This is a genomic window from Clostridioides sp. ES-S-0006-03 (assembly GCF_020662275.1).
GTDB lineage: Bacteria > Bacillota > Clostridia > Peptostreptococcales > Peptostreptococcaceae > Clostridioides.
Genome location: NZ_JADGMM010000005.1, coordinates 220,522 through 242,286, shown reverse-complemented (window position 1 = coordinate 242,286; position 21,765 = coordinate 220,522). Strand labels below are relative to the sequence as shown.

Sequence of the window (21,765 nt, the reverse complement as noted above, 5' to 3'; positions counted from 1 at the left end):
TAATTAACCATATTTATTTTACCAAAACCACTTTTTTATATTCACACAAAAAAACACAATAACTTAGAGTATTTTAAACCTTCTAAAAAATTTAAAACTATAAACTAAATTACTGTGTTCTCCATATTTTTATTTTAAAATTAACATTTCTATTGTAAAATTAAGATTCTCTTTGTATAACATTTTATTCATTTGTTAATGCTTCTTGATAAGTTTCTATAGCAGGCAACTCTTCAAGACTTTCTATATTTAGCAACTTTAAAAATTCATCTGTTGTCTTATAAATTATAGGTTTTCCTATTTTATTAAGTCTACCAGCCTCTCTTATAAGTTGATTTTCAAATAGAGTTTGTAGCACCTTATCACATTTTACTCCCCTTATATCTTCTATCTCTACCTTCGTTATTGGTTGTTTATATGCAATTATAGTAAGAGTCTCTAGTGTAGCTTGACTCAAACTTTTCTTTTTCTTTGGTTCAATAATTTTTTTTATATATTCTGCATAATCTTCATTTGTACACATTTGATATTTGTTTTCCAATTTGATTATTTGAATACCTCTATTTTTTTCTCTATATTCATCAATAAGTAAATTTAACATAATCTCTATCTCTTTTGATGAAAGTTCTTTATTTATTATATAATTTAATTCTTTTATACTTATTGGGTCACCATATGCAAACATAATAGATTCTATAATACACTTTATATCTTCTCTTTTCATTTTAACACTCCGAACTTTTTCTAATTAAAATATCATCAAAAAATATATCTTGTACCACTACTATCTCTTTTTCTTTTATAAGCTCCAATATAGATAAAAAAGTAGCAATTATTTCATCATTTTCATATGATTTTATGATATTTGTAAAAGTAACTTCTATTTTCTCTTTTATGACATTTCTTATATACACTATTTTTTCTTCCACAGATATTATCTTTTTTCTCACTATTTTATCCAATTTTTCATCATTAGTATTTTCAATTTGTGATGTTTTAACCTTAAATATATATGGAAGTATATTTTTTATTGCCTCTATTGATATATCTTCTAAATCTACATTATCATCAATAACTATTTCTTCTTTAGTTCTATAAAATCTTTCATTAATATAAGTTATATTTTCCTTTATATCTTGTGATGCTATTTTAAATTTTCTGTATTCTTCTAATTTCTCCATAAGTTCTATTCTTGGGTCTTCTTCTTCATCCTTTTGTTTGTAAAGTAAGTATTTAGATTTTATCTCTAAAAGCTTAGATGCCATAGTTATAAATTCGCTAGTTATCTCTAAATCCATTTTGTCTAACATTTTTAGATAATTAAGATATTGCTTAGTTATATCTATAATTGATATATCTTTTATATCTATCTTATGTTTAGTTATCAAGTCATACAGCAAATCTAATGGTCCCTCATAAACTTGTAATTGTATATTATACTTCATATTAATCCCTCTTTAAGTTATTTATTTTATTAAACAAATAAATATACTATTCTTAGTAATACTGTATATATTGGTGTTAATATTATTTGATATATCCCTGTAAATAAAGCAATCAACAAAATTATATAACTCATATTTTCAAATTTATATACATATTCATTCCATTTATATGGAACAAGTGTAGATATAACTCCCCATCCATCAAGTGGAGGTATAGGCAGTAAATTAAAAGCTGCAAATCCCATACTATATAAGAATACATATTCAGCTATTGTATTTATCGCATACATGTGCACATATTTATTTATAATGACACAGACTATAGCGGTCAGAACATTACAGAAAACACCTGCAAGTGAAACTATCAAATTGCCTATCTTGTAATTTTTAAAATTATTAGGATTTACTGGGACTGGTTTTGCCCATCCTATTCTAAGAATAAACATAGCCAAAAGACCAATTGGGTCGACATGTCTTACAGGATTTAATGTCATTCTTCCATAAGCCTTAGCTGTGTCATCACCTAATAAATGTGCCGAGTATGCATGACCAAACTCATGTATTGATATTGCCATGGCTATACCAACCAAACTTGCTACGATTTCTCCTATATTCATACTTAACATTAATGTACATCTCCTAAATTAAATTTTTAATACTATTATAACAATTAAATAACTTATAATCAAAATTATTTTATATTATAATAATTGTGTGTATAAGCATAAAATTAAAATTCATTTTTTACTTTATAACTTTTATTATTATATCATATTAGCTGTAAAAATATAATAATTACACTTATTGGTAGTACAATATTATATTGACATAAACTGACATTGTTGTTATCTTATTGGTGTATTACAAATGAAGGTAACAACAAAATGAATAGTACTGTAGAAAATAATGAACTAAAATTTAGATACACAGTTGAATCAGATACAAACCTTGTATTAAAATTTATAAAAGAACTTACTTCTTATGAGAACATGTTAGACGAAGTTGTTGTAACTGAAAAAATACTTAATCATTAACTATTTGTAAAGAAAAAGACAGAAGTTTTAATTGGTTAGCAAAATAAATTACATATAAATATTATTTAATTTGACAACTAAAAAAATTAAGTTGTCATTTTTTTAGTTGTTCTTAATTTTTAGTCAATATCATACAAGAACTACAAAAAAATATATGTTACACTTTATACATTATGAAAGGAGGTTGTCCAGGTGAAACAAGAAGAACGCACAGTATGTTTTGATAGTGAATTAGAAATTGAAGCATATAGATTCAAAGGTATTATGCAAAATTTTCCAAACCATTTTCATGAACACTATGTGATTGGTTTTATAGAAAAAGGTCAAAGATATTTATCATGCAAAAACAAAAAGTATACCACAAGCACAGGAGATTTATTACTTTTTAATCCTTTTGATAGTCATACTTGTGAACAAATAGATAATGAAGTTCTTGATTATAGATGTATTAATATTAAACCAGAAATAATGCAAAAAGCTGTATTAGAAATTACAGGGAAAAATTATTTACCTCAATTCAATCAGCAGGTAATATTTCGTAGTGAATTAGTACCTTTGCTACAAGAACTACATCATATAATTATGGAAGAACAATTAGATTTTAAAAAAGAAGAAATATTCTTTTTCCTAATTGAACAAATAATCAATGAATATACAGAGCCAGTTTTACAATCTAACTCAGAAAAAATAAATACAGAAATTCAAATAGTCTGTGATTATTTAGAAAATAATTATGCTGAACACATAGCACTTGATGAATTAAGTTATCTAGCAAAAATGAATAAGTACTCATTACTTCGTAATTTTACAAAATTAAAAGGTATTACACCCTATAGATACCTTGAAAATATAAGAGTAAATAAAGCTAAGAAACTTTTAGAAAATGGAATAGAACCTATAGATGCTGCTATACAAACAGGCTTTGTGGACCAAAGTCACTTTACAAATTTCTTTAAAAACTTTATTGGTCTTACACCTAAACAATATCAAAATATATTTATAAACAATGATAAAAATAATTTTAAAGAGGATAAAAAGGAGAATTGAAAAATGGAAAATAAAAATGTAAAATGTGTTATGGTAATAGATGAAAATTTACCAATGGGAATTATATCAAATACAGCAGCAGTAATGGGAGTTACACTAGGTAAATATACTCCAGAAATAGTAGGTCCAGATGTAGTTGACAAAACAGGTAATAATCATTTAGGAATTGTTGCTATACCTGTGCCTATCTTAAAAGGAAACAAAGAAATTATAAAGAATTTGCGTAAAAAATTATACACTCCTGAATTTGAAGGATTAACTGTTGTAGATTTTTCAGATGTTGCACAAGGTTGTAATATTTATGAGGAATTCACACAAAAAATTGCCACTGTCCAAGAAGATGAACTACAGTATTTTGGTATAGGAATATATGGAAATAAAAAGCAAGTAAATAAACTTACAGGCAGTATGCCTTTACTTAGATAATCATTGTAAGCATCTGCTTATAACAATCTTTAATATACTAGATAAAAATACCCATATAGTACTTCTATACGGGCATTTTTTATGTGAATTATAGCTGTATCTTATCGCAAGTTATTATATCATATTATCAATTATTCTTTGAAGCATTTGTAGGTAACTTGCCTTATTTATATCTTTATTATTTATTAATTCTACTTCACCTATTACTTTTTTATCTTTACATATCTTTATCTTTCCTAAAACAGTACCTTTTTTAATTGGCATTTTAGGATTTTTTACTATTTCTATTTTCTTTTCAAACTTTTTAGAACTTCCTTTTTTAATAAGAGCATTTAAGTCTTCTTTAGCAACTAATTTGACTTTATTTTCATCAGCTTTATCTAATGTAAGTGTAGCGATATTATCTCCCTTACTACACAGCTTAACGCTTTCATAATTTGCAAATCCATAATTTAAAAGACTAGATGCATCATTAAATCTTTCAGGAGAAGTTTCTGCACCCAAAGTCGCCGCAACTAAATGAGTATTACCTCTTTTTGCTGATGCTGATAGACAATATTTAGCTTCTTGAGTAAATCCAGTTTTAACACCAGTAGCTCCTTGATAATGCTTTATAAGCTTATTAGTATTTGCAAGACCTACTGTAACTTGTTTTTTACCTACTACAACCTTATCCATCCATGTAGTTAAGTATTTGCTTATCATTTCATGTTTTAATAATTCTCTGGACATTAAAGCTATATCATGAGCAGATGTATAGTGATTTGCTACTGGAAGTCCATTTGTATTTGCAAAATGAGTATCATTCATATTTAGCTCCTTTGCTTTAGAATTCATCCTATCAACAAACCCTTCAACACTTCCAGCCAAGTGTTCAGCCATAGCTACACAGGCATCATTTGCAGAAGCAACAGCTATACCTTTTAATAAAGTATCAACCTTTTGAGTTTCTCCTGGTTCTAAAAATATTTGACTACCACCCATACTAGATGCAGTTTCACTCACTTGTACTTCATCATCAAGTTTAATATCACCTGAATCCAAAGCTTCTACAATAAGTAACATTGTCATTACCTTTGTTACACTGGCAGGAGGAAGCTTTTTATGAGCATCCTTTTCATATAAAATTTGTCCACTACCAACATCCATCAAAATTGCCGATTTTGAAGATATATTTAGTTGGTTGGCATCAGCATTGTCCTTACTATTTGCAAAAGAAAAACTCAAAGGAGTAAATGCAAGTAATATAGCCAAAGCAGTACTAGCTAATTTTTTCATAGATGTCACCTCTTAAAGTTTATTTAAACTTATTTTCTCACAATTAACTTTTTTTATTCTAAATGCCTAGATATACCTTGACCTAAATTTTTTTTCTTTTCAAGCTTTTTAAAATAACCTTCTAAAACACCTTTATTCGATGCATTTTCTATTATTTCAAAGGCATCTTCATAATTCATTCCATATTCTCCTGCTATTTCCATCTTAGTTTGTTTTAAAGCTTTTCTAGCATTTTGTTTTGAAATATTATCCATAAATATCCTCCTATTAATAAAATTTATATATAAGTAGTTTTTACTAATAAAAGATTGTTATAATTGGTATTTTATGTAATATCTGAATTTTTCAATATTAAAAAGACCTCTTGTAATTCTTAAAATGATATCAATTTAATCTTTTGATATCATTTTAAAAATTACAAGAGGTCTACTTTTCAATTTTACAAACTTTATATCCTATACTTCCATTATTATAGGAAGTATCATTGGATTTCGCTTAGTTTTTTGATATAAATACTCTTTTAGGTTTTCTTTAATGTTATTCTTTAAATAAGCCCATTCTTTAATATTTTTCTCTTCACACTCGTTTAGAACGTTTTTAATTATATCCTTTGCTCCATCCATTAAATCTTCAGACTCTCTTACATACACAAAGCCTCTAGATATTATATCTGGACCTGCTAAAACTTTGCCTTCATCTTTAGAAATAGTTACTACAACTATCATAAGACCATCTTCTGATAAATGCTTTCTATCTCTTAAGACTATATTACCTACATCTCCTACACCTAATCCATCAACTAGTATATTTCCTGTTTGTATACGATTTGCTACTTTAGCAGAGTTTTTATCTAACTCTAAAACATCTCCTGTTTGCATGACAAAAATATTTTCCTTGTCCATTCCAAGTTGTTCAGCTATTTCAGCATGTCTTTTTAACATTCTATATTCACCATGAGCTGGCATAAAAAACTTTGGTCTAACTAATGCATGTATAAGCTTTAATTCTTCTTGACAGGCATGTCCAGAAACGTGTATATCCGCTATATCACTATATACTACTTCTGCTCCTTTTTCAAATAAGAAGTTTATTACTCTTGATATTAATTTTTCATTTCCTGGTATTGGATGAGCAGATATTATAACTAAATCGCCACTCTTTATTTCTACTTTTTTGTGTTCTGAAAAAGCCATTCTAGCAAGAGCTGACATAGGCTCACCTTGTGAACCAGTCGTTATTATCACTAACTCGCCATCTTCATGCTTGTATATATCATTTAAATCTATTAGCATATCGTCAGAAATATCTAAATATCCTAATTCCTTGGCAACTCCAACTACATTTACCATTGAACGACCTGATATAGCAACCTTCCTATTAAACTTTTCAGCTGTATTTATTATTTGTTGTAATCTGTGTATGTTAGATGCAAACGTAGCAACTATAATTCTTCTACCATTTCCCTTTGCAAATAACTCATCAAGACCTACTCCAACAGTTTTTTCAGACATAGTAAATCCTGGTTTTTCTGCATTAGTACTATCTGCCAACATTAAAAGAACTCCTTTTTTGCTCAACTCACAGATTCTATGCATATCCATAACATCACCATCAATTGGAGTTAAGTCAATCTTAAAGTCTCCTGTATGGTATATTATCCCTTGGTCTGTGTGTACTGCAATAGAGTAAGCATCTGGTATACTATGGTTATTTTTCAAAAACTCTACTTCCATATTATCAAGCTTTATAACTTGTCTTGGAGTTATGACATTTAACTTAACATTATTCATCTTATGTTCTTTCAATTTTACTTGTATAAGACCTATACTAAGTCTCGCTCCATATACAGGAACATTTATCTTTTTTAGTATATATGGAAGAGCTCCTATATGGTCTTCATGTCCATGTGTAATAAATATACCCTTTATTTTATCCCTGTTTTTGACTAAATAAGTTATGTCTGGTATAACTATATCTACTCCTAACATTTCATCTTCTGGAAAACTAAGTCCAGCATCTATAACAATTATTTCATCTTTATACTCAACAACAGTCATATTTTTTCCAACTTCGTTAAGTCCACCTAAAGCCATTACCTTTATCTTGTTGGTGTTCTTTTTGAACAATTGCATCATCTCCTTCTGTCTATTTAATTTTTTAACACGTTCTACAATCTTAAATAATATCAAATCACGCACTCGCTACCAGTTATTCTTATTGTACCATAATTCGTATCATATTTTAAGCTATATTTAAAATACATTTAACGTATTATTTTGACAAACCTATTTTATTTTGATATCCTCTAAATATTATATGATTTAATATCTGATATTTTAGGAGGATTTATGCGTGGTAAAACTCATTGTGCAATAGGAATTTTAACAGCTATCCAGACATCTTTAATTTTTACAATTCCTATATCTCTAGTAGATATTTTAGTTTCAGCTACTTTTGCAGTACTGCCCGATTTGGATAAATCTAATTCTATGGTCTCAAATTTCATTCTAAAAAACAATATATCCAAATACATATATAGAATTTTTATATACGCTATTAATATTATTATTTTCTTTATTTCAATAAATATAAATGATAATTTTTATTTAAGTGCAATAATTACATTTGTTGCAATTATAATTATTGAGGCAAAACTAACCCATACATTTCTGAGAAAAATCTTTCTATCATTAATATTTATACTATTAGCTATATGCTTATACATCGTAGAAGTTGAAATATATTTTATAATTTTTTGTCTAATGTTGTCAATTTTTCCCTGGCTAAAGCACAGAAGCTTTTCTCATAGTATATTTGCAACCATCATAATATATTTTTTACTAAAACAAATAGAATTAATCACTAGTATTAATAATTTATCTTTTTATGGAACACTTGGCTATGCAAGCCATATGTTTTTAGGGGATTTATTTACAAAACAAGGAATACCACTTTTTTATCCACTAAGTGAAAAAAAGATTTCCTTAGGATTTTTAACAGTTGGAGGACCATTTAGTAATTTTATAGAAAAATCATTTATTTTCATACTTATAGGATTAATTATATTTTCAATATTAAAATTATAAAAAGCTTTAAAGCTATTTATATTTATACTATATATTTAAATTTATAATAAAAAATGGAAGAATAGCATAGAATATAAAAGTTCTATACTATTCTTCCATCAACATTAAATTACAGAAGAATTATTCTTCTGAATCACTTATTTTATTGCACTCATCACATAATCCATAAAATTTAACATCATGATCAAGTATTTTAAATTTGTACAATGATTGTATTTCTTTTTCTATATTGTCTAAAAGGTCTTCTTTAGCTTCCATTATCTTTCCACAATTTTTACAAATAAGATGATGATGATTATGACAGTCTTCTTTATGTAGACTAATCTCATATCTTATACACCCATCATCTAAGTTTAGTTTTGATATTAATCCTATTTCGTCTAATAACTGCATTGTTCTGTATACAGTAGCTAGACCTATTTCAGGACAGTCAACCCTAACTAAATCATAGATTTCTTCACTACTTAAATGTGAATGGTCATGTTGAAGCAATATCTCAACTATTGCTCTTCTTTGTGGCGTAATCTTAAAACCAGTTTCTTTTAACTTGTCTTTTAATAAATCCATTGTGTTTGCCATAACATCACCCTTACTATTTTCAATTGATAATCTTTATTAAATAATATTGTAATTGATAATTCTTTTTTTGTCAAGACATTTGAAAAAATTTAATTTCTTCTCATAATATAAATATATACCCATAAAAGATATATTATTCACCAAAATCTATAAATTTTTTAATAAAAAACAAAAAAACAGATATATACTATAAATACTTTTTACAATTAATAATTCTTAATTAAAGTAAATACAGTAAAATACCTGATTTTTTATATACAAACTTAATTATTTACCTAGTTAAGTCCATTTGATTCATCTTCGTCGTAATTTAAACCTTCTTCTTCCATTATAGCAGTATATACAGCTACAACAGTTTCATACTCTTCATCACTTTCTAAAGGTATTAGTATTTCTCCTTCTTCATCTTCATCAATTCTAAATATTAAAGCTTCTTCAGCCTCTTCATCATCTAAAGGCATTAATATTGCATATTCTTTTCCTTCTGCTTCTAATGTTAATATTATTTCAAATTGGCTTTCTACACCATTTTCATCAATTAAATTTATTATATTTTCTTCCATAATGTCATTCACCTCAAATTTATTTTTATTTTTATTATTTATATTATATATCATAAGTATTCAATTTTATAGTTCTTTTATGAATTTATTTTAAAATCTAAATATCCTTGTAAAATTATTACTGCTGCCAACATATCTATAACCTTTTTTCTTTTTTGTCTACTAACATCCGCTTCTAACAAAGATCTCTCTGCCGCTACTGTAGAAAGTCTCTCATCCCAAAACTCTACATCAATTCCTGTTTCTTCTTTTAATAATTCACAAAACTTAATTACCTTTTCTCCTTGTGGTCCTAAAGTACCATTCATATTTTTTGGTAATCCTGACACAATTTTATTTACTTGTTTTTCTTTTATTATAGCTTTTAATTCTTCAATATCCTTCTTCTTGCCAACTCTTCTTACCGTTTTTATCCCTTGTGCAGTTAATCCCATTAAATCACTTACAGCAACTCCAATAGTTTTATCTCCAACATCAAGACCCATTATTCTTCCATCTAACATATTTTCTCCTTTTATTTACCTTATTTTATAAAACATATACATTTCATTAATTACAAAAATTGCAATATGAATTTTTGATGTAAGCTGTTTGGTTTACATTAATAATCATATTGCAACTTTTTATTCAAAGCATATATACATTAAAAAATTTTTAGTTATTTTTTTCAAATATTATCATGTTTATGCTTATTATTATAAGTGGTATAAGTATATATATAGATGCTGTAGATGCAGCAACTATACCAGAGTCATTAACTAAAAGAGTAATTATACAACCAACCATAGATGCAATGAATCCTTTAAACAAAATTGGAAAATTATTCATTATCTTTCTAAAGTGTCTAGATGGTTTAAATATAAGTACTGCAATCACAGCAATTCCCACAAGTAAAATATTTACCCATACACTTGTCTGTGCTAATTGCATATTCATTTGAATTTTTCTTCCAAATGTCTGCAATATCTCTCCTGGTCCATTTAAGAAAATTCTTTGTACAAACATTCCTAAGTGAGATTCACTACCTGAGATTATATCTAGAGCTGCAAATGCACAAACAACAACCACAGCTGAAATAGCTAATAGTGCAACTTTTTTAATATCTAGTTTAGCATCATATATAAGCATTATAAACAACAAATATGCTACACATTCTGATATTGCTCCACCAACATTTGCCCCCATAGAAGGATATGCGCTAGTTATAAGTATTATTAATGAAAATATTACAACAAGTGGCTTAGAAACCTTCTTGTAATGTAATAAAACTGCTAAACCAAATACTGCACTTGCTATGGTTACACCTTCATACTCATTTCCTACACCATAGTATCTGGCACCAATAACAGCATCATAACTCATTATATTATTTTGCATTAAGTATGTTCCAAATACAGAATCTATGACTATTATTAAAATAGTCAGTGTTGCAAAAAATCCCATATGTTTTATATCATTGTCTTTAAATAACTTTCGACCTAATAAGTATAACACTAGTGTAGTTACAAATATTCCCAAAGATATTGTAATTGGGGTCTTAAAATTCATCAAAGGAGCCAACATAAATGACAGAGGCATTATTATACCCAATTTTATAAACTCCTTAAGTACTTTGAATACACGCTCTTTATGTGGCATGTAATTTCTAAAGAATATTGCAAACATTGCAATTACCCAAGAAGCAGATATTACACCTACAAATCCATTTATGATACTTGACCTTATAGATGATATAGATACTATCTTTTTATAAAGTGATTTTAGGTAACTAGCATTATCTTCTTTGTCAACCAAAGTATAACTTCTACCCACCATTTCATCATTTTTAAGACCAAACTCATTTAATATGTCCACTCCAACATCTAAGTTTGCAACAATACCAGCTTTTCTTGTTGTAGCAGATTCCAATAGACCCTTTCCTTCTCCACTAAATTTTATTATTGGAGAAAGTCTTCTCTTATTTTTATAATCTAAATCACTTGGAAAAGCACTTGATACATAAACAGTATCATTTTCTCCAACCATAGAAAATACTTCTTTAAGGTATTTATCTATATTTTTTACAATATTTTTCTTCATTGCAGCATAAGTATTATCATTTAAATTCAATCTATACATATCTAATCTATATGTATCTCCAAGCTCTACAAATATAGCATCACTATTTTTATAAGACTTTTTAGTTTCATCTAATAACTTATCGTAGTCTGTAACTATTCCAAACGGCATCTTAGAATCTTTTTTGTTAATATCATCAATATTCCCAGAATCAATTCTTCCATATTGATCCATAGCAACTAAACATAAATTTCTATTTTTAACCAATTGGTTATTTTCAATTATATCAGCATTTCCAATTACGGATGTTTTTAGTCCATTTTCTGATAAAGTTTTTCCCAATGAACCTAAGGTTGCTCCATATTCTCCATACTCTAGATTTTCATTTATTGACCTATTAATACTTAAATTATTTATCTCTTTAGCTTTTTGACCTGTTGCAACTTCAAAAGTTTTAGCAGTATCTTGGTCTACTTTTTGAAAATTGATATAGTCTTCAGTAGTTACATCAGCTCTTACTCCTGCACCCATACTAGCATAAGACCTTCTATCATCAGTACCTTGATCCCCTCTTATATTCATAAGAGCTATATGACCTCTCTTTTCTAGCTCACTCTTTAAGATTGGAACCTTCAACATACTTCCAAGATTGGTCCTATTCATATCAATAAATATGACTTTGCCCTTTTCTTCAGCAGAACTGTAGCTAGCAGTTGATACAAAAATCATAATAACTACTGCCAACAATGACATAATCTTTTTTCTCATTTATTTGACCTACTTTCTATTCAGATAGTGCGTGATTACTTCTTCAAGTATCTCATCTCTTTCAAATTTTTTAATTATAGCTCTTGCATTTTTATGACTAGTTATATAACTAGAATCGCCAGAAAGGAGATACCCTATAATTTGATTTATAGGGTTATATCCTTTTTCAACTAGTGCTTTATATACAAAATCTATCGTATCTCCCACACTCATTCTATCTTCTGGTATTCCTTCAAATTTCATAGTGTAGTCTAAATCTTTTTCCAAACTAAAAACCTCCTTAAGTGAATGTTATTTAACTTGTGTCTTAATAACCTCACTTGCATAGCTTAGAGCTTGGTCAACCTTAGATATGTCACTAGCTCCTGCTTGTGCCATATTAGGTCTTCCTCCACCTTTTCCTCCAGCTATTTTTGCAACTTCTCTAACTATATTCCCTGAATGTATTCCTTTATCTAACACATCTTTAGTAGCAGTAACTACAAAGTTAACTTTATCATCTACTACATTTGCCAATACTACTACACCAGAGCCAAGCTTATCTCTTAAATTATCTGCTGTTTCTCTTAGTGTATCCATATCCATACCTTCAAATTTATTAGTTATTAAGTTAACTCCATTTACTTCAAGCTTAGAATCAAAAATAGAATCAGCTGATTGTAAACTCATTTTAGTCTTTATATCATGTAATTCTTTAGATAAATTTTTATTTTCTTCTAATAAAGAACTTATTCTTTGAATTAAATTATCTTCTTTAGATTTTAAATTTACACAAACTTCAGATATAATTCCTTCTTTTTCTTTTAAGTATTCATAAACAGCTTTTCCTGTTATTGCTTCTATTCTTCTTACTCCTGCTGCTACTCCACCTTCAGACAATATTTTAAACATTCCTATCTGAGAAGTATTTGTCAAGTGAGTTCCTCCACAAAGTTCTGTAGAATAATCTCCCATAGAAACTACTCTTACTTCATCACCATATTTTTCACCAAATAGTGCTGTAGCTCCTTTTTCTTTTGCTTCTTTTATATTCATAATATCACATTTTATGTCTAAAGATGATAAAATAACATTATTTACTTTTTCTTCTATAACTTTTAATTCTTCATTTGATATAGCTTCAAAGTGAGTAATATCAAATCTTAATCTATCTGGAGTAACTAAAGAACCAGCTTGATTAACATGCTCTCCTAATACTTCTTTTAGTGCTTTATGAAGTAAATGTGTAGCACTATGATTTCTTGCAGCAGACATTCTAACATCTCTATCTACTAATGTCTTTACTTTATCTCCATTACTTATTTTTCCTGATTTTATTATACCTATATGTTTTATACTATTATTAGCACCTTTTTTAGTATTTAATACTTCCACTACTAAATTTTCGTTGGTTATTAATCCACAATCACCAACTTGTCCTCCACCTTCAGGATAGAAAGTAGTATTGTCTAGTACTATAGATACTTTATCACCTTCTTTTGCATTTTGAACTAATTCATCCTCTTTAACTATAGCTTCAATAATTCCTTCGCCATATAATTCACTATATCCATTAAACATACTATCTATAGTAGACTCTAATTTTGATAGAGGGTCTTCCTTCCAACTTTCTCCATCCATATTTCCTCTAGCATTTCTAGCTCTTTCTTTTTGTTTTTCCATTTCTTCATTGAAAGACTCTTCATCTACAGATAAATGTTCTTCTTCCAAAATTTCTTTAGTTAAGTCTATAGGGAATCCATAAGTATCATACAGTTTAAAGGCTTCTTGACCACTTAAAACAGTTTTTCCTTCATTCTTTAATGCTTCTATATATGAGTTCAATATTTCTGTTCCTTGGTCTATAGTTTCATTGAATTTTTCTTCTTCTATTCCAACAACTTTTTTAATATAACTTTCTTTTTCAACTAAAACTGGATATGCTTTATCATTTACCTTTATAACTTCATCTATCAGTTTTTGTAAGAATAATTCTTTTACACCTAATAGTTTACCATGACGAGCAGCACGTCTAAGAAGTCTTCTAAGAACATAGCCTCTTCCCTCATTTGATGGAAGTACTCCATCACTAACTAAGAATGTCACAGCTCTTATATGGTCAGTTATTATTCTTATTGATATATCATTTTTTGGATTTACTCCATATTTTACTCCTGTTAACTTTTCAACAGCTTCCAATATAGACTTAATAGTATCTACTTCAAAGATAGTGTCCACACCTTGCATGATACATCCCATTCTTTCAAGGCCCATACCTGTATCTATATTTTTACTTTCTAATAAACTATAGTTTCCTTCTTCATCTCTATCAAACTGAGTAAATACATGGTTCCAGAATTCTAGGTATCTGTCACAATCACAGCCTGGTTTACAGTCTGGATTATCACATCCATATTCTTCTCCTCTATCAAAATATATTTCTGAACAAGGACCACAAGGACCTGTACCTATCTCCCAGAAGTTATCATCTTTACCAAGTCTAACCATTCTTTCTTCTGGAAAATTCATTTCTTTTGCCCATATATCATAAGAATCGTCATCTTCTTCATATACAGTTACCCATATTTTATCTTCTGGGATACTTAGCCATTCTGTGACAAATTCCCATCCCCATTTAATTGATTCTCTTTTAAAGTAATCTCCAAATGAGAAGTTACCCATCATTTCAAAAAAAGTGGCATGTCTTGCAGTTATACCTACATTTTCTATATCTCCAGTTCTTATACATTTTTGAGATGTACACATTCTTAAACTTGGAGGTACTTCTACACCTGAAAAATAATTTTTTAAAGGTGCCATACCTGAGTTTATAAGCAATAAACTCTTGTCATTGTTTGGTACTAAAGAATAGCTATCTGCTACATAGTGACCTTTTGACTCAAAAAATTCTAAAAACTTACTTCTTATCTCGTTTAGTCCCATCTTTTCCATATTATGTTCCTCCTAATAAATTATATTTTTTCGTTTAAATAAAAAACCTCGTCCCTATAAATAAATTTATAGGGGCGAGGACAATCGCGGTACCACCCTAATTATCATAAAAAATTATGATATCTTCGGAAAACCTTAGCTATAACGTAACTACCGTCAATCTCTACTTAAATCTACCTTGTTAATTCAAAGTACATTGTTCAAAATTGCTACTAAAAGGCTGCTTCAAATATTTTATTCTAAGGGCTTTCAGCATGTTCCCTCTCTCTGTAAGACATCAAATACTTTACTATTCCTTATCACTGTATTTGTTTTTAATTAATATAATAATTATATTACTAAATTTTACAAAATTAATCAATACTATATTTTCATATACAATAAATTTATTTTATAAACTTTGTTTTAGATTTATAGACTATATTACTTATTTTATAAGTTTCTTAGATATTTTTATAAACTTTTCTCTATTATTCCTCCGCCTACTACAATATCTCCATCGTACATTACAACAGATTGACCTTTTGTAATAGCTCTTTGAGCTTCATCAAATACTATTTTAATAGTATTTTCTCCAACATTATAAATAGTAGCTGGTGATGGTTTTGCAGAGTATCTTATTTTTGCTTGAACTCTTAATGGCTCTTCTAGTTTGTCTATTGATATAAAGTTAACATCTTTTGCAATAAGTTCTTTTTTAAATAATTCTTCGTTGTCTCCAAGGACAATAGTATTATTTATTGGATTTATATCTACTACAAACATTGGTTTGCCAAAAGTAATTCCAAGACCTTTTCTTTGTCCTATTGTATAGTATAGTATCCCTTTATGTTTTCCAAGTATATTTCCTTTAGTATCTACAAAAAAACCTTCTTCAATACGCTTTTCAGAATGTTTTTTTACATAATTTGCATAGTCATTATCTTTAACAAAACAAATTTCTTGACTATCGGGTTTATTATGGACTGCCATTCCCATTTCTTTAGCAATTTCTCTTACTCTATCCTTTTCATAATCACCTATTGGTAGTAGTGTATGTTTTAATTGTTCTTGTGTAAGATTATAAAGTGCATAAGTCTGGTCTTTTTTATCTGTAACAGATTTTTTTAATAAATATCTTCCTGTATCTTCATCTTTTTCTATTTTTGCATAGTGACCTGTAGCCACATAATCACATCCTATTTGTCTAGCTCTTTTATAAAAATCGTCAAATTTTATATGTTTATTACAAGCTATACAAGGATTAGGAGTTTTTCCTTCTAAATATTCATCTATAAAATAATCTATTACTTTTTCTTTAAATACTTCTCTAAAATTAAGAACATAAAATGGTATTCCTATTTTATTTGCTACTCTTCTAGCATCTTCAACTGCTGATAAAGAGCAACAACCACCTTCATTTTCAACTTCGTCATCGTCTTGCCATAATTTCATAGTAACACCAATGACGTCGTATCCTTGCTGTTTTAAAAGATATGCAGCTACAGAACTATCTACTCCTCCACTCATACCTATCATTACTTTTTTATTCATAAACAAATTTCACCTCATCTTTTGCATTACTTATTATTATACCATATAGAGCAAGCATTGTATTTATTTAAAATATAGCTTGCTCTATTTTCTAAAAAAAATAATATTATTAGGTAATTTTAAAAGATTTAAGGGTAATTTTTTATTTATTAACTACCACTACTGACGCTGTTGTTTCTGTTATTATATTATTAGAATTACTAACATCAACTAGTTCTATTTTCACCTTATAAGTACCTTCTTTATTTCCAACTAGATAAACTTTTGTTGTTGCACCTTGCAATGGAAAACCTTCCATTGGTCCCCATCCTGTTTTTACTATGTTAAACCAGTTTCCATTGCTATCCTTAGCAATTAGTTGTATTCCATCTAAATTTTCTGAATCTTCTTCCGCTTTTATTTGAACTCTTACATTATTATAATCATTTTTACCTTTATTTAGTGTAATATCTACAAGCGTTCTACCATCTACACTTTCAAACTTAGGTATACTACCATTTTCACCCTCATCTATTTTATTTTCTTTCGTTATATTAGCTATATCATTATTTTCATTTATAGTTATAGAAGCTTTACCCCAGGTAGCAGTTTTTGAATCTTGTAATAATGTACAATCTCCATATCCATTAACAATCACTTTATCTTTATCATAGTTATCAGTTTTTATTGGAGTATATTCACTTATCTTACAATCACCTATTAAATCTAGACTTGCATTAGTTTCATTTACAATTCCATCAGCTTTTACATATTCTACATTGACTCCATACCATCCGTTTCCACTTGTTACAAGATTTGAAGCTATTACTGATGAACCATTTACTATTAAACCTGCCCCCTTATTATTATTTAAAGTTACATTGTTTAATTCAACATTTCGTGATAAATAAACATGCATTCCTGATTTATTTAATTTGTCTGAATCTAAACCTGTTACTTTTAGATTGTTTATTTTTACACCATCTTTTCTGTCTATTGTTACTATATTTTCGTACCCTGGTTTAGTATCAGTAAATTCTACAGCTTTTTTCAATTCAGCATTATTACTACCATTTATAACTATTTTTTTATCTATAACAACTGGCTTTTTAACATCTATTTTTCCACTTATTTCCCACACTTGACCATCTTCTTGTAAAGCAAGTGCTTCTTCTAATGTATCAGTATCAGTAATCTTTATTGTCTCCACTTTAGCAGGTTCAGCTACCGTTACTGTAATAGTTGGAAGTGATACTCCTTCTGATAGCTTATATCCACTTGATAGACTTGCACTAAATATATACTTTCCTGCTACTTGGCTAGCATATTCTGGTGTACTTTTCCAAGTTACACCTACTTTTGTATTAGCCACTCCAGACACAGTTGCTGATAACTCTTTTGGTAAGTTTAACTTACTTAATTCTGTTCCATTTTCTACATTTTGTACTTTTATTGAATTATCAAGTGCTGTTATTGATGTTATCAATTTATCTTTTACAGATGAACCACCACTTGAACTTCCTCCACTTGATGAAGAGCCTCCAGATGAACTTCCACCTGGTTTAGTGCCATCTACACTTGGAGTCTGAGAACCTTCTACTTTGTCAGTTATTGTTCCTTCATTTTTTATATTTGTTCCTGTAGCATCATTTTTTATGTTTGTTATTTTTCCGTTGTTTTTAACTACAACATTGCTAGAATTATTTTGTATTTCTACTTTTTCTATTTTTGCTCTACTTTCATTTATTATTGTTCCACCTTTACTATCCTTAACCAAAACTTTATTTATTGTACCTTTATTTACTATATCTGCATTTGGAGCAGTTACTACTATCGTACCTGTATATGTACCATTTAAATTTACAGAAATTGAATTATTAGTACTCAATGATAAATCATTTGACATAGTTCCTGATGGCTTAATATTTATAACATCATTTGCATCAGCTTTATCTAAAGCTATTTTTAACTCTTCTATATTTTTAACTTCATATGTTGTTGTAGATTGTGATTTTTTTATCTCAGAAAAAGCATTCTCATTGCCTGAACCACCAACCTGTGTAACTGTTTTTAAGCTTTTAGTATTTAATACTTTTTCTTGTTCTTTATTTAATTTATTTCCAACTAAAACTACTGGTGAATTATTTTTTGCTGCCAATGAACCTACTGCTAATGAATCTATAAGATCTCCTTGTTTATTCATACCATCTTTTGTTATATATGCATTTTTCAACTCTTTTGAACCATATAATCCACTTATAACAGCCGCATTAGTTTCATTTCTATCTTTTCCTGATAATCTCTTAGGACTAGGTAAAGTGCTTTTTGTAGCTTCTGAAATCGACTGCACTCCTCCTATTACATAAGATGTTTTTATACCTTTATCTTTTATAAATTGATTTGATTGTTTTATTCCATCTTCTGGACTAGAAAGAATTATTGGCATTTTATTTTGAGCAGCCGCAGCTCCTACACTTACTGCGTCAGCAAGACCTTTTTCTCCATTAACTACAACTATCTCTGAAATATTACTACTTGCTTTTCTTACAAGAGACTCATCTAATTTTTTAGCTATTTCTAAAGAAGTTTGATATCTATCATTTCCTGAGATTCTTTCTGTATCAATTTTTAATGATTTTAATTGTGTCTCTACCTCTGAACCTAAAGTTTTTGTCCCGCCTATTAAATATACTTTTTCTGCTTTTAACCTTATTATTTCTGCTTTAGTTCTATCATCTAATTTATTGTTTTGTGTCAAAAGAATTGGTGCATTCTTAGAACCAGCAAAAGGAGTTGCAGTCAATGCGTCTACTATAGTATTATCATTAACTAATATCACATTTTTAGATGTATCCCATCCTTTTTTACTTATTTGTATGGCAGTTTCCCATCTACCTGAACCTTTAAGTGTATCACTGTTTGTTTGAGCACTTGATATGCCTGTTGTCGCACTGCTAACTACTAATGATATAGTAAGTATTGCTGCTATCCTCTTTGGTATTTTCATAACTGTTCCCCCTAATATTGTATTTAGTTGAAATGTGCCTTTTTAAAGAAAATAGCATTTTTAAGTAAAAATTTCTGAAAATATATTTTTATATGAAATCCTCGTAAACGATTGATTTGCTGAGATTTTTTATATTTTTTAATGTTTAAATATTATGGATGTGTATATTTTTTTATTATTTCATTAATTTCCAAAACGGGCTAGAATGGCAGTTTTAACAATAAAAAATAGCCGTTTTCTTTAAAACGGCTATTTTTCATCTTACTATACCATTATACACTTTTTTAAAATGATTTTAAACTTTTTTTGGAAAATTATTCCTTATTTTATTCTTCTTCCTCAATATCATGGTCATGAGCATCATCTATAACATATCCATCTAATTCTGGTATATGGATATTATTCTTTTTAGCATAGTCTATAAGTGCTGCTTTTACAGCTTGTTCTGCTAAAACTGAACAGTGCATTTTTACTGGTGGTAAACCATCCAAAGCTTCAGCAACAGCTTTATTTGTAAGGTCTAATGCATCTTTTATAGTCTTTCCTTTTATCATTTCAGTTGCCATAGAAGAACTTGCTATAGCTGAACCACAGCCAAATGTTTTAAACTTAACATCTTTTATTATGTCTCCTTCTATGTCTAAAAATATCTTCATTATATCTCCACATGTAGGATTTCCAACTTCACCTACACCACTTGCACCTTCAATTTCTCCCATATTTCTTGGGTTCATAAAATGTTCCATAACTTTATCACTATATTGCATTATTTTTTCCTCCTACATTAATTTATGCCTATTTTTTATGTCTTATCTATTTTGTCTATTTTACTAATCCTTGTTTCTTTGCATCATCGTAAAGTGGTGACATACTTCTAAGTCTTTCTATAACTTTTGGTAAATTTTCTAATATATAATCTATATCATCATCCGTTGTAAAATCTCCAACTGTAAGTCTCAATGAACCATGTGCTATTTCATGTGGTAAACCTATTGCAAGTAATACATGTGAAGGGTCTAATGAACCAGAAGTACATGCAGAACCACTTGAACCAGCAATTCCTAACATATCTAGTAGTAAAAGTATTCCTTCACCTTCTATAAATTGGAATGCAAAGTTTGCATTTCCTGGTAATCTATTTTCTAAACTACCATTTATTCTTGTATAAGGTATTCTTTCTAAAACACCATCTATTAACTTATTTCTAAGACGAGTTAAAGTCTCAACATGGTTTTGCATATTTGCTTTAGCTAATTCTGCTGCTTTTCCATATCCAACTATTGCAGGTATATTTTCTGTACCTGCTCTTTTACTTTTTTCTTGTGCTCCACCATGGACAAAGTTATGAAGTCTTACACCTTTTCTTATGTATAAAGCTCCAACACCTTTTGGTCCATATATTTTATGTGAAGACATACTCATTAAATCTATTTCTAATTCTTTAACATCTACTGGAATATTACCTGAAGCTTGTACTGCATCAGTATGGAATAATATACTGTGTTTTTTAGCTATTTCAGATATTTCTTTAATAGGTTGTATAGTTCCTATTTCATTATTTGCAAACATTATACTTATTAGTATAGTAGTATCTTTTATTGAATCTTCTAATTGTTTTAAATCAATTTTTCCTTCGCTATCAACATCTAAATAAGTTATTTCAAATCCATGATGTTTTTCTAAGTATTCACATGTATGAAGTATTGCATGGTGTTCTATTTTTGAAGTTATTATATGATTACCTTTATTTTTATTAGCATAAGCTACACCCTCTAATGTCCAGTTGTCACTTTCTGAACCACCCGCTGTAAAATATATTTCACTAGGTTCAGCATTTATAAGGGCTGCTACTTGTTCTCTTGCTTTATCTAAAGCATCTTTTGCTTCTCTTCCGAATGTGTGAAAACTAGATGCATTGCCAAAATAATCTGTTAGGTATGGCATCATTGCATCTAATACTTCTTTTTTAACAGGTGTTGTTGCAGAATAATCCATATACAATCTTCTTTTTTCCATTACATTCATCTCCAA

20 protein-coding genes and 1 other annotated feature are annotated in these 21,765 nt (G+C 28.5%); of the genes, 4 read left to right on the top strand and 16 right to left on the bottom strand.

The annotated features are described in order from the left end of the window. Nucleotides 1–184: 184 nt before the first annotated feature. From scpB to IR151_RS09105, 3 genes are read right to left on the bottom strand one after another with little or no spacing between them, the layout of a single operon-like run. Complete coding sequence (gene scpB / locus IR151_RS09115; protein WP_227434206.1) at nucleotides 185–724, bottom strand: SMC-Scp complex subunit ScpB; 540 nt, start codon at nucleotides 722–724, stop codon at nucleotides 185–187. Nucleotide 725: 1 nt separating this feature from the next. Next, a complete protein-coding gene (locus tag IR151_RS09110) occupies nucleotides 726–1,445 on the bottom strand; it encodes a segregation and condensation protein A (RefSeq protein WP_227434205.1) in 720 nt (239 codons plus the stop codon). Nucleotides 1,446–1,474: 29 nt separating this feature from the next. After that, on the bottom strand, nucleotides 1,475–2,071 hold the full coding sequence (locus IR151_RS09105) for a site-2 protease family protein (protein ID WP_227434204.1): 597 nt from the start codon (nucleotides 2,069–2,071) through the stop codon (nucleotides 1,475–1,477). Nucleotides 2,072–2,329: 258 nt separating this feature from the next. Between IR151_RS09105 and IR151_RS09100 the strand changes: the two genes are divergently transcribed. The 3 genes from IR151_RS09100 to IR151_RS09090 all read left to right on the top strand — a co-directional run bounded on the left by IR151_RS09100 (nucleotide 2,330) and on the right by IR151_RS09090 (nucleotide 3,952). After that, nucleotides 2,330–2,479: a hypothetical protein gene (locus IR151_RS09100; RefSeq protein ID WP_227434203.1), complete on the top strand. Its 150-nt coding sequence runs from the start codon at nucleotides 2,330–2,332 to the stop codon at nucleotides 2,477–2,479. A gap of 192 nt (nucleotides 2,480–2,671) precedes the next feature. After that, complete coding sequence (locus IR151_RS09095; RefSeq protein ID WP_227434202.1) at nucleotides 2,672–3,526, top strand: AraC family transcriptional regulator; 855 nt, start codon at nucleotides 2,672–2,674, stop codon at nucleotides 3,524–3,526. 3 nt (nucleotides 3,527–3,529) lie between these two features. Beyond that, a complete protein-coding gene (locus IR151_RS09090; RefSeq protein ID WP_227434201.1) occupies nucleotides 3,530–3,952 on the top strand; it encodes a DUF2000 domain-containing protein in 423 nt (140 codons plus the stop codon). A gap of 114 nt (nucleotides 3,953–4,066) precedes the next feature. Here IR151_RS09090 and IR151_RS09085 read toward each other — a convergent pair whose 3' ends face one another. From IR151_RS09085 to IR151_RS09075, 3 genes are all read right to left on the bottom strand, one after another. Continuing rightward, a complete protein-coding gene (locus IR151_RS09085; RefSeq protein ID WP_227434200.1) occupies nucleotides 4,067–5,230 on the bottom strand; it encodes a D-alanyl-D-alanine carboxypeptidase family protein in 1,164 nt (387 codons plus the stop codon). 53 nt (nucleotides 5,231–5,283) lie between these two features. Beyond that, a complete protein-coding gene (locus IR151_RS09080; protein ID WP_227434199.1) occupies nucleotides 5,284–5,484 on the bottom strand; it encodes a CD1290 family small acid-soluble spore protein in 201 nt (66 codons plus the stop codon). Between the two features lie 201 nt (nucleotides 5,485–5,685). After that, the gene (locus IR151_RS09075; RefSeq protein WP_227434198.1) at nucleotides 5,686–7,362 is read right to left on the bottom strand and encodes a ribonuclease J; all 1,677 of its coding nucleotides are present in this window, start codon (nucleotides 7,360–7,362) and stop codon (nucleotides 5,686–5,688) included. A 216-nt stretch (nucleotides 7,363–7,578) separates the two neighbouring features. Between IR151_RS09075 and IR151_RS09070 the strand changes: the two genes are divergently transcribed. After that, nucleotides 7,579–8,316, top strand: a complete 738-nt coding sequence (locus IR151_RS09070) for a metal-dependent hydrolase (RefSeq protein WP_227434197.1) — start codon at nucleotides 7,579–7,581, stop codon at nucleotides 8,314–8,316. Nucleotides 8,317–8,436: 120 nt separating this feature from the next. Here IR151_RS09070 and IR151_RS09065 read toward each other — a convergent pair whose 3' ends face one another. The 10 genes from IR151_RS09065 to nifS all read right to left on the bottom strand — a co-directional run bounded on the left by IR151_RS09065 (nucleotide 8,437) and on the right by nifS (nucleotide 21,750). After that, the gene (locus IR151_RS09065) at nucleotides 8,437–8,895 is read right to left on the bottom strand and encodes a Fur family transcriptional regulator (protein ID WP_227434196.1); all 459 of its coding nucleotides are present in this window, start codon (nucleotides 8,893–8,895) and stop codon (nucleotides 8,437–8,439) included. Between the two features lie 275 nt (nucleotides 8,896–9,170). Then, complete coding sequence (locus IR151_RS09060; RefSeq protein WP_009889069.1) at nucleotides 9,171–9,458, bottom strand: DUF1292 domain-containing protein; 288 nt, start codon at nucleotides 9,456–9,458, stop codon at nucleotides 9,171–9,173. Between the two features lie 77 nt (nucleotides 9,459–9,535). Next, nucleotides 9,536–9,961 carry a Holliday junction resolvase RuvX gene (gene ruvX / locus IR151_RS09055; protein WP_227434195.1) on the bottom strand — a complete coding sequence of 142 codons (426 nt, stop codon included), beginning with the start codon at nucleotides 9,959–9,961 and terminating at the stop codon, nucleotides 9,536–9,538. Between the two features lie 151 nt (nucleotides 9,962–10,112). Further along, complete coding sequence (locus tag IR151_RS09050) at nucleotides 10,113–12,284, bottom strand: hypothetical protein (protein ID WP_227434194.1); 2,172 nt, start codon at nucleotides 12,282–12,284, stop codon at nucleotides 10,113–10,115. A 9-nt stretch (nucleotides 12,285–12,293) separates the two neighbouring features. After that, the gene (locus IR151_RS09045; RefSeq protein WP_003419418.1) at nucleotides 12,294–12,551 is read right to left on the bottom strand and encodes an IreB family regulatory phosphoprotein; all 258 of its coding nucleotides are present in this window, start codon (nucleotides 12,549–12,551) and stop codon (nucleotides 12,294–12,296) included. Between the two features lie 24 nt (nucleotides 12,552–12,575). Continuing rightward, nucleotides 12,576–15,215 (bottom strand): alanine--tRNA ligase, encoded by a 2,640-nt coding sequence (gene alaS, locus IR151_RS09040; protein WP_227434193.1) that lies wholly within the window; start codon nucleotides 15,213–15,215, stop codon nucleotides 12,576–12,578. Between the two features lie 67 nt (nucleotides 15,216–15,282). Beyond that, nucleotides 15,283–15,527 (bottom strand) — a binding site (T-box leader). 141 nt (nucleotides 15,528–15,668) lie between these two features. After that, nucleotides 15,669–16,748, bottom strand: a complete 1,080-nt coding sequence (gene mnmA / locus IR151_RS09035) for a tRNA 2-thiouridine(34) synthase MnmA (protein WP_227434192.1) — start codon at nucleotides 16,746–16,748, stop codon at nucleotides 15,669–15,671. 142 nt (nucleotides 16,749–16,890) lie between these two features. Next, a complete protein-coding gene (locus tag IR151_RS09030; protein WP_227434191.1) occupies nucleotides 16,891–19,734 on the bottom strand; it encodes a cell wall-binding repeat-containing protein in 2,844 nt (947 codons plus the stop codon). A 326-nt stretch (nucleotides 19,735–20,060) separates the two neighbouring features. Beyond that, nucleotides 20,061–20,501: a Fe-S cluster assembly scaffold protein NifU gene (gene nifU / locus IR151_RS09025; protein WP_227434190.1), complete on the bottom strand. Its 441-nt coding sequence runs from the start codon at nucleotides 20,499–20,501 to the stop codon at nucleotides 20,061–20,063. A gap of 55 nt (nucleotides 20,502–20,556) precedes the next feature. Beyond that, nucleotides 20,557–21,750: a cysteine desulfurase NifS gene (gene nifS, locus IR151_RS09020; protein WP_227434189.1), complete on the bottom strand. Its 1,194-nt coding sequence runs from the start codon at nucleotides 21,748–21,750 to the stop codon at nucleotides 20,557–20,559. Between the last annotated feature and the right edge of the window lie 15 nt (nucleotides 21,751–21,765).

Bases quoted from the DNA above. Each gene is read 5' to 3' on its own strand.
- scpB (WP_227434206.1), bottom strand. From the start codon at position 724: ATGAAAAGAGAAGATATAAAGTGTATTATAGAATCTATTATGTTTGCA.
- IR151_RS09110 (WP_227434205.1), bottom strand. From the start codon at position 1,445: ATGAAGTATAATATACAATTACAAGTTTATGAGGGACCATTAGATTTG.
- IR151_RS09105 (WP_227434204.1), bottom strand. From the start codon at position 2,071: ATGTTAAGTATGAATATAGGAGAAATCGTAGCAAGTTTGGTTGGTATA.
- IR151_RS09100 (WP_227434203.1), top strand. From the start codon at position 2,330: ATGAATAGTACTGTAGAAAATAATGAACTAAAATTTAGATACACAGTT.
- IR151_RS09090 (WP_227434201.1), top strand. From the start codon at position 3,530: ATGGAAAATAAAAATGTAAAATGTGTTATGGTAATAGATGAAAATTTA.
- IR151_RS09085 (WP_227434200.1), bottom strand. From the start codon at position 5,230: ATGAAAAAATTAGCTAGTACTGCTTTGGCTATATTACTTGCATTTACT.
- IR151_RS09080 (WP_227434199.1), bottom strand. From the start codon at position 5,484: ATGGATAATATTTCAAAACAAAATGCTAGAAAAGCTTTAAAACAAACT.
- IR151_RS09075 (WP_227434198.1), bottom strand. From the start codon at position 7,362: ATGCAATTGTTCAAAAAGAACACCAACAAGATAAAGGTAATGGCTTTA.
- IR151_RS09070 (WP_227434197.1), top strand. From the start codon at position 7,579: ATGCGTGGTAAAACTCATTGTGCAATAGGAATTTTAACAGCTATCCAG.
- IR151_RS09065 (WP_227434196.1), bottom strand. From the start codon at position 8,895: ATGGCAAACACAATGGATTTATTAAAAGACAAGTTAAAAGAAACTGGT.
- IR151_RS09060 (WP_009889069.1), bottom strand. From the start codon at position 9,458: ATGGAAGAAAATATAATAAATTTAATTGATGAAAATGGTGTAGAAAGC.
- ruvX (WP_227434195.1), bottom strand. From the start codon at position 9,961: ATGTTAGATGGAAGAATAATGGGTCTTGATGTTGGAGATAAAACTATT.
- IR151_RS09050 (WP_227434194.1), bottom strand. From the start codon at position 12,284: ATGAGAAAAAAGATTATGTCATTGTTGGCAGTAGTTATTATGATTTTT.
- alaS (WP_227434193.1), bottom strand. From the start codon at position 15,215: ATGGAAAAGATGGGACTAAACGAGATAAGAAGTAAGTTTTTAGAATTT.
- mnmA (WP_227434192.1), bottom strand. From the start codon at position 16,748: ATGAATAAAAAAGTAATGATAGGTATGAGTGGAGGAGTAGATAGTTCT.
- IR151_RS09030 (WP_227434191.1), bottom strand. From the start codon at position 19,734: ATGAAAATACCAAAGAGGATAGCAGCAATACTTACTATATCATTAGTA.
- nifU (WP_227434190.1), bottom strand. From the start codon at position 20,501: ATGCAATATAGTGATAAAGTTATGGAACATTTTATGAACCCAAGAAAT.
- nifS (WP_227434189.1), bottom strand. From the start codon at position 21,750: ATGGAAAAAAGAAGATTGTATATGGATTATTCTGCAACAACACCTGTT.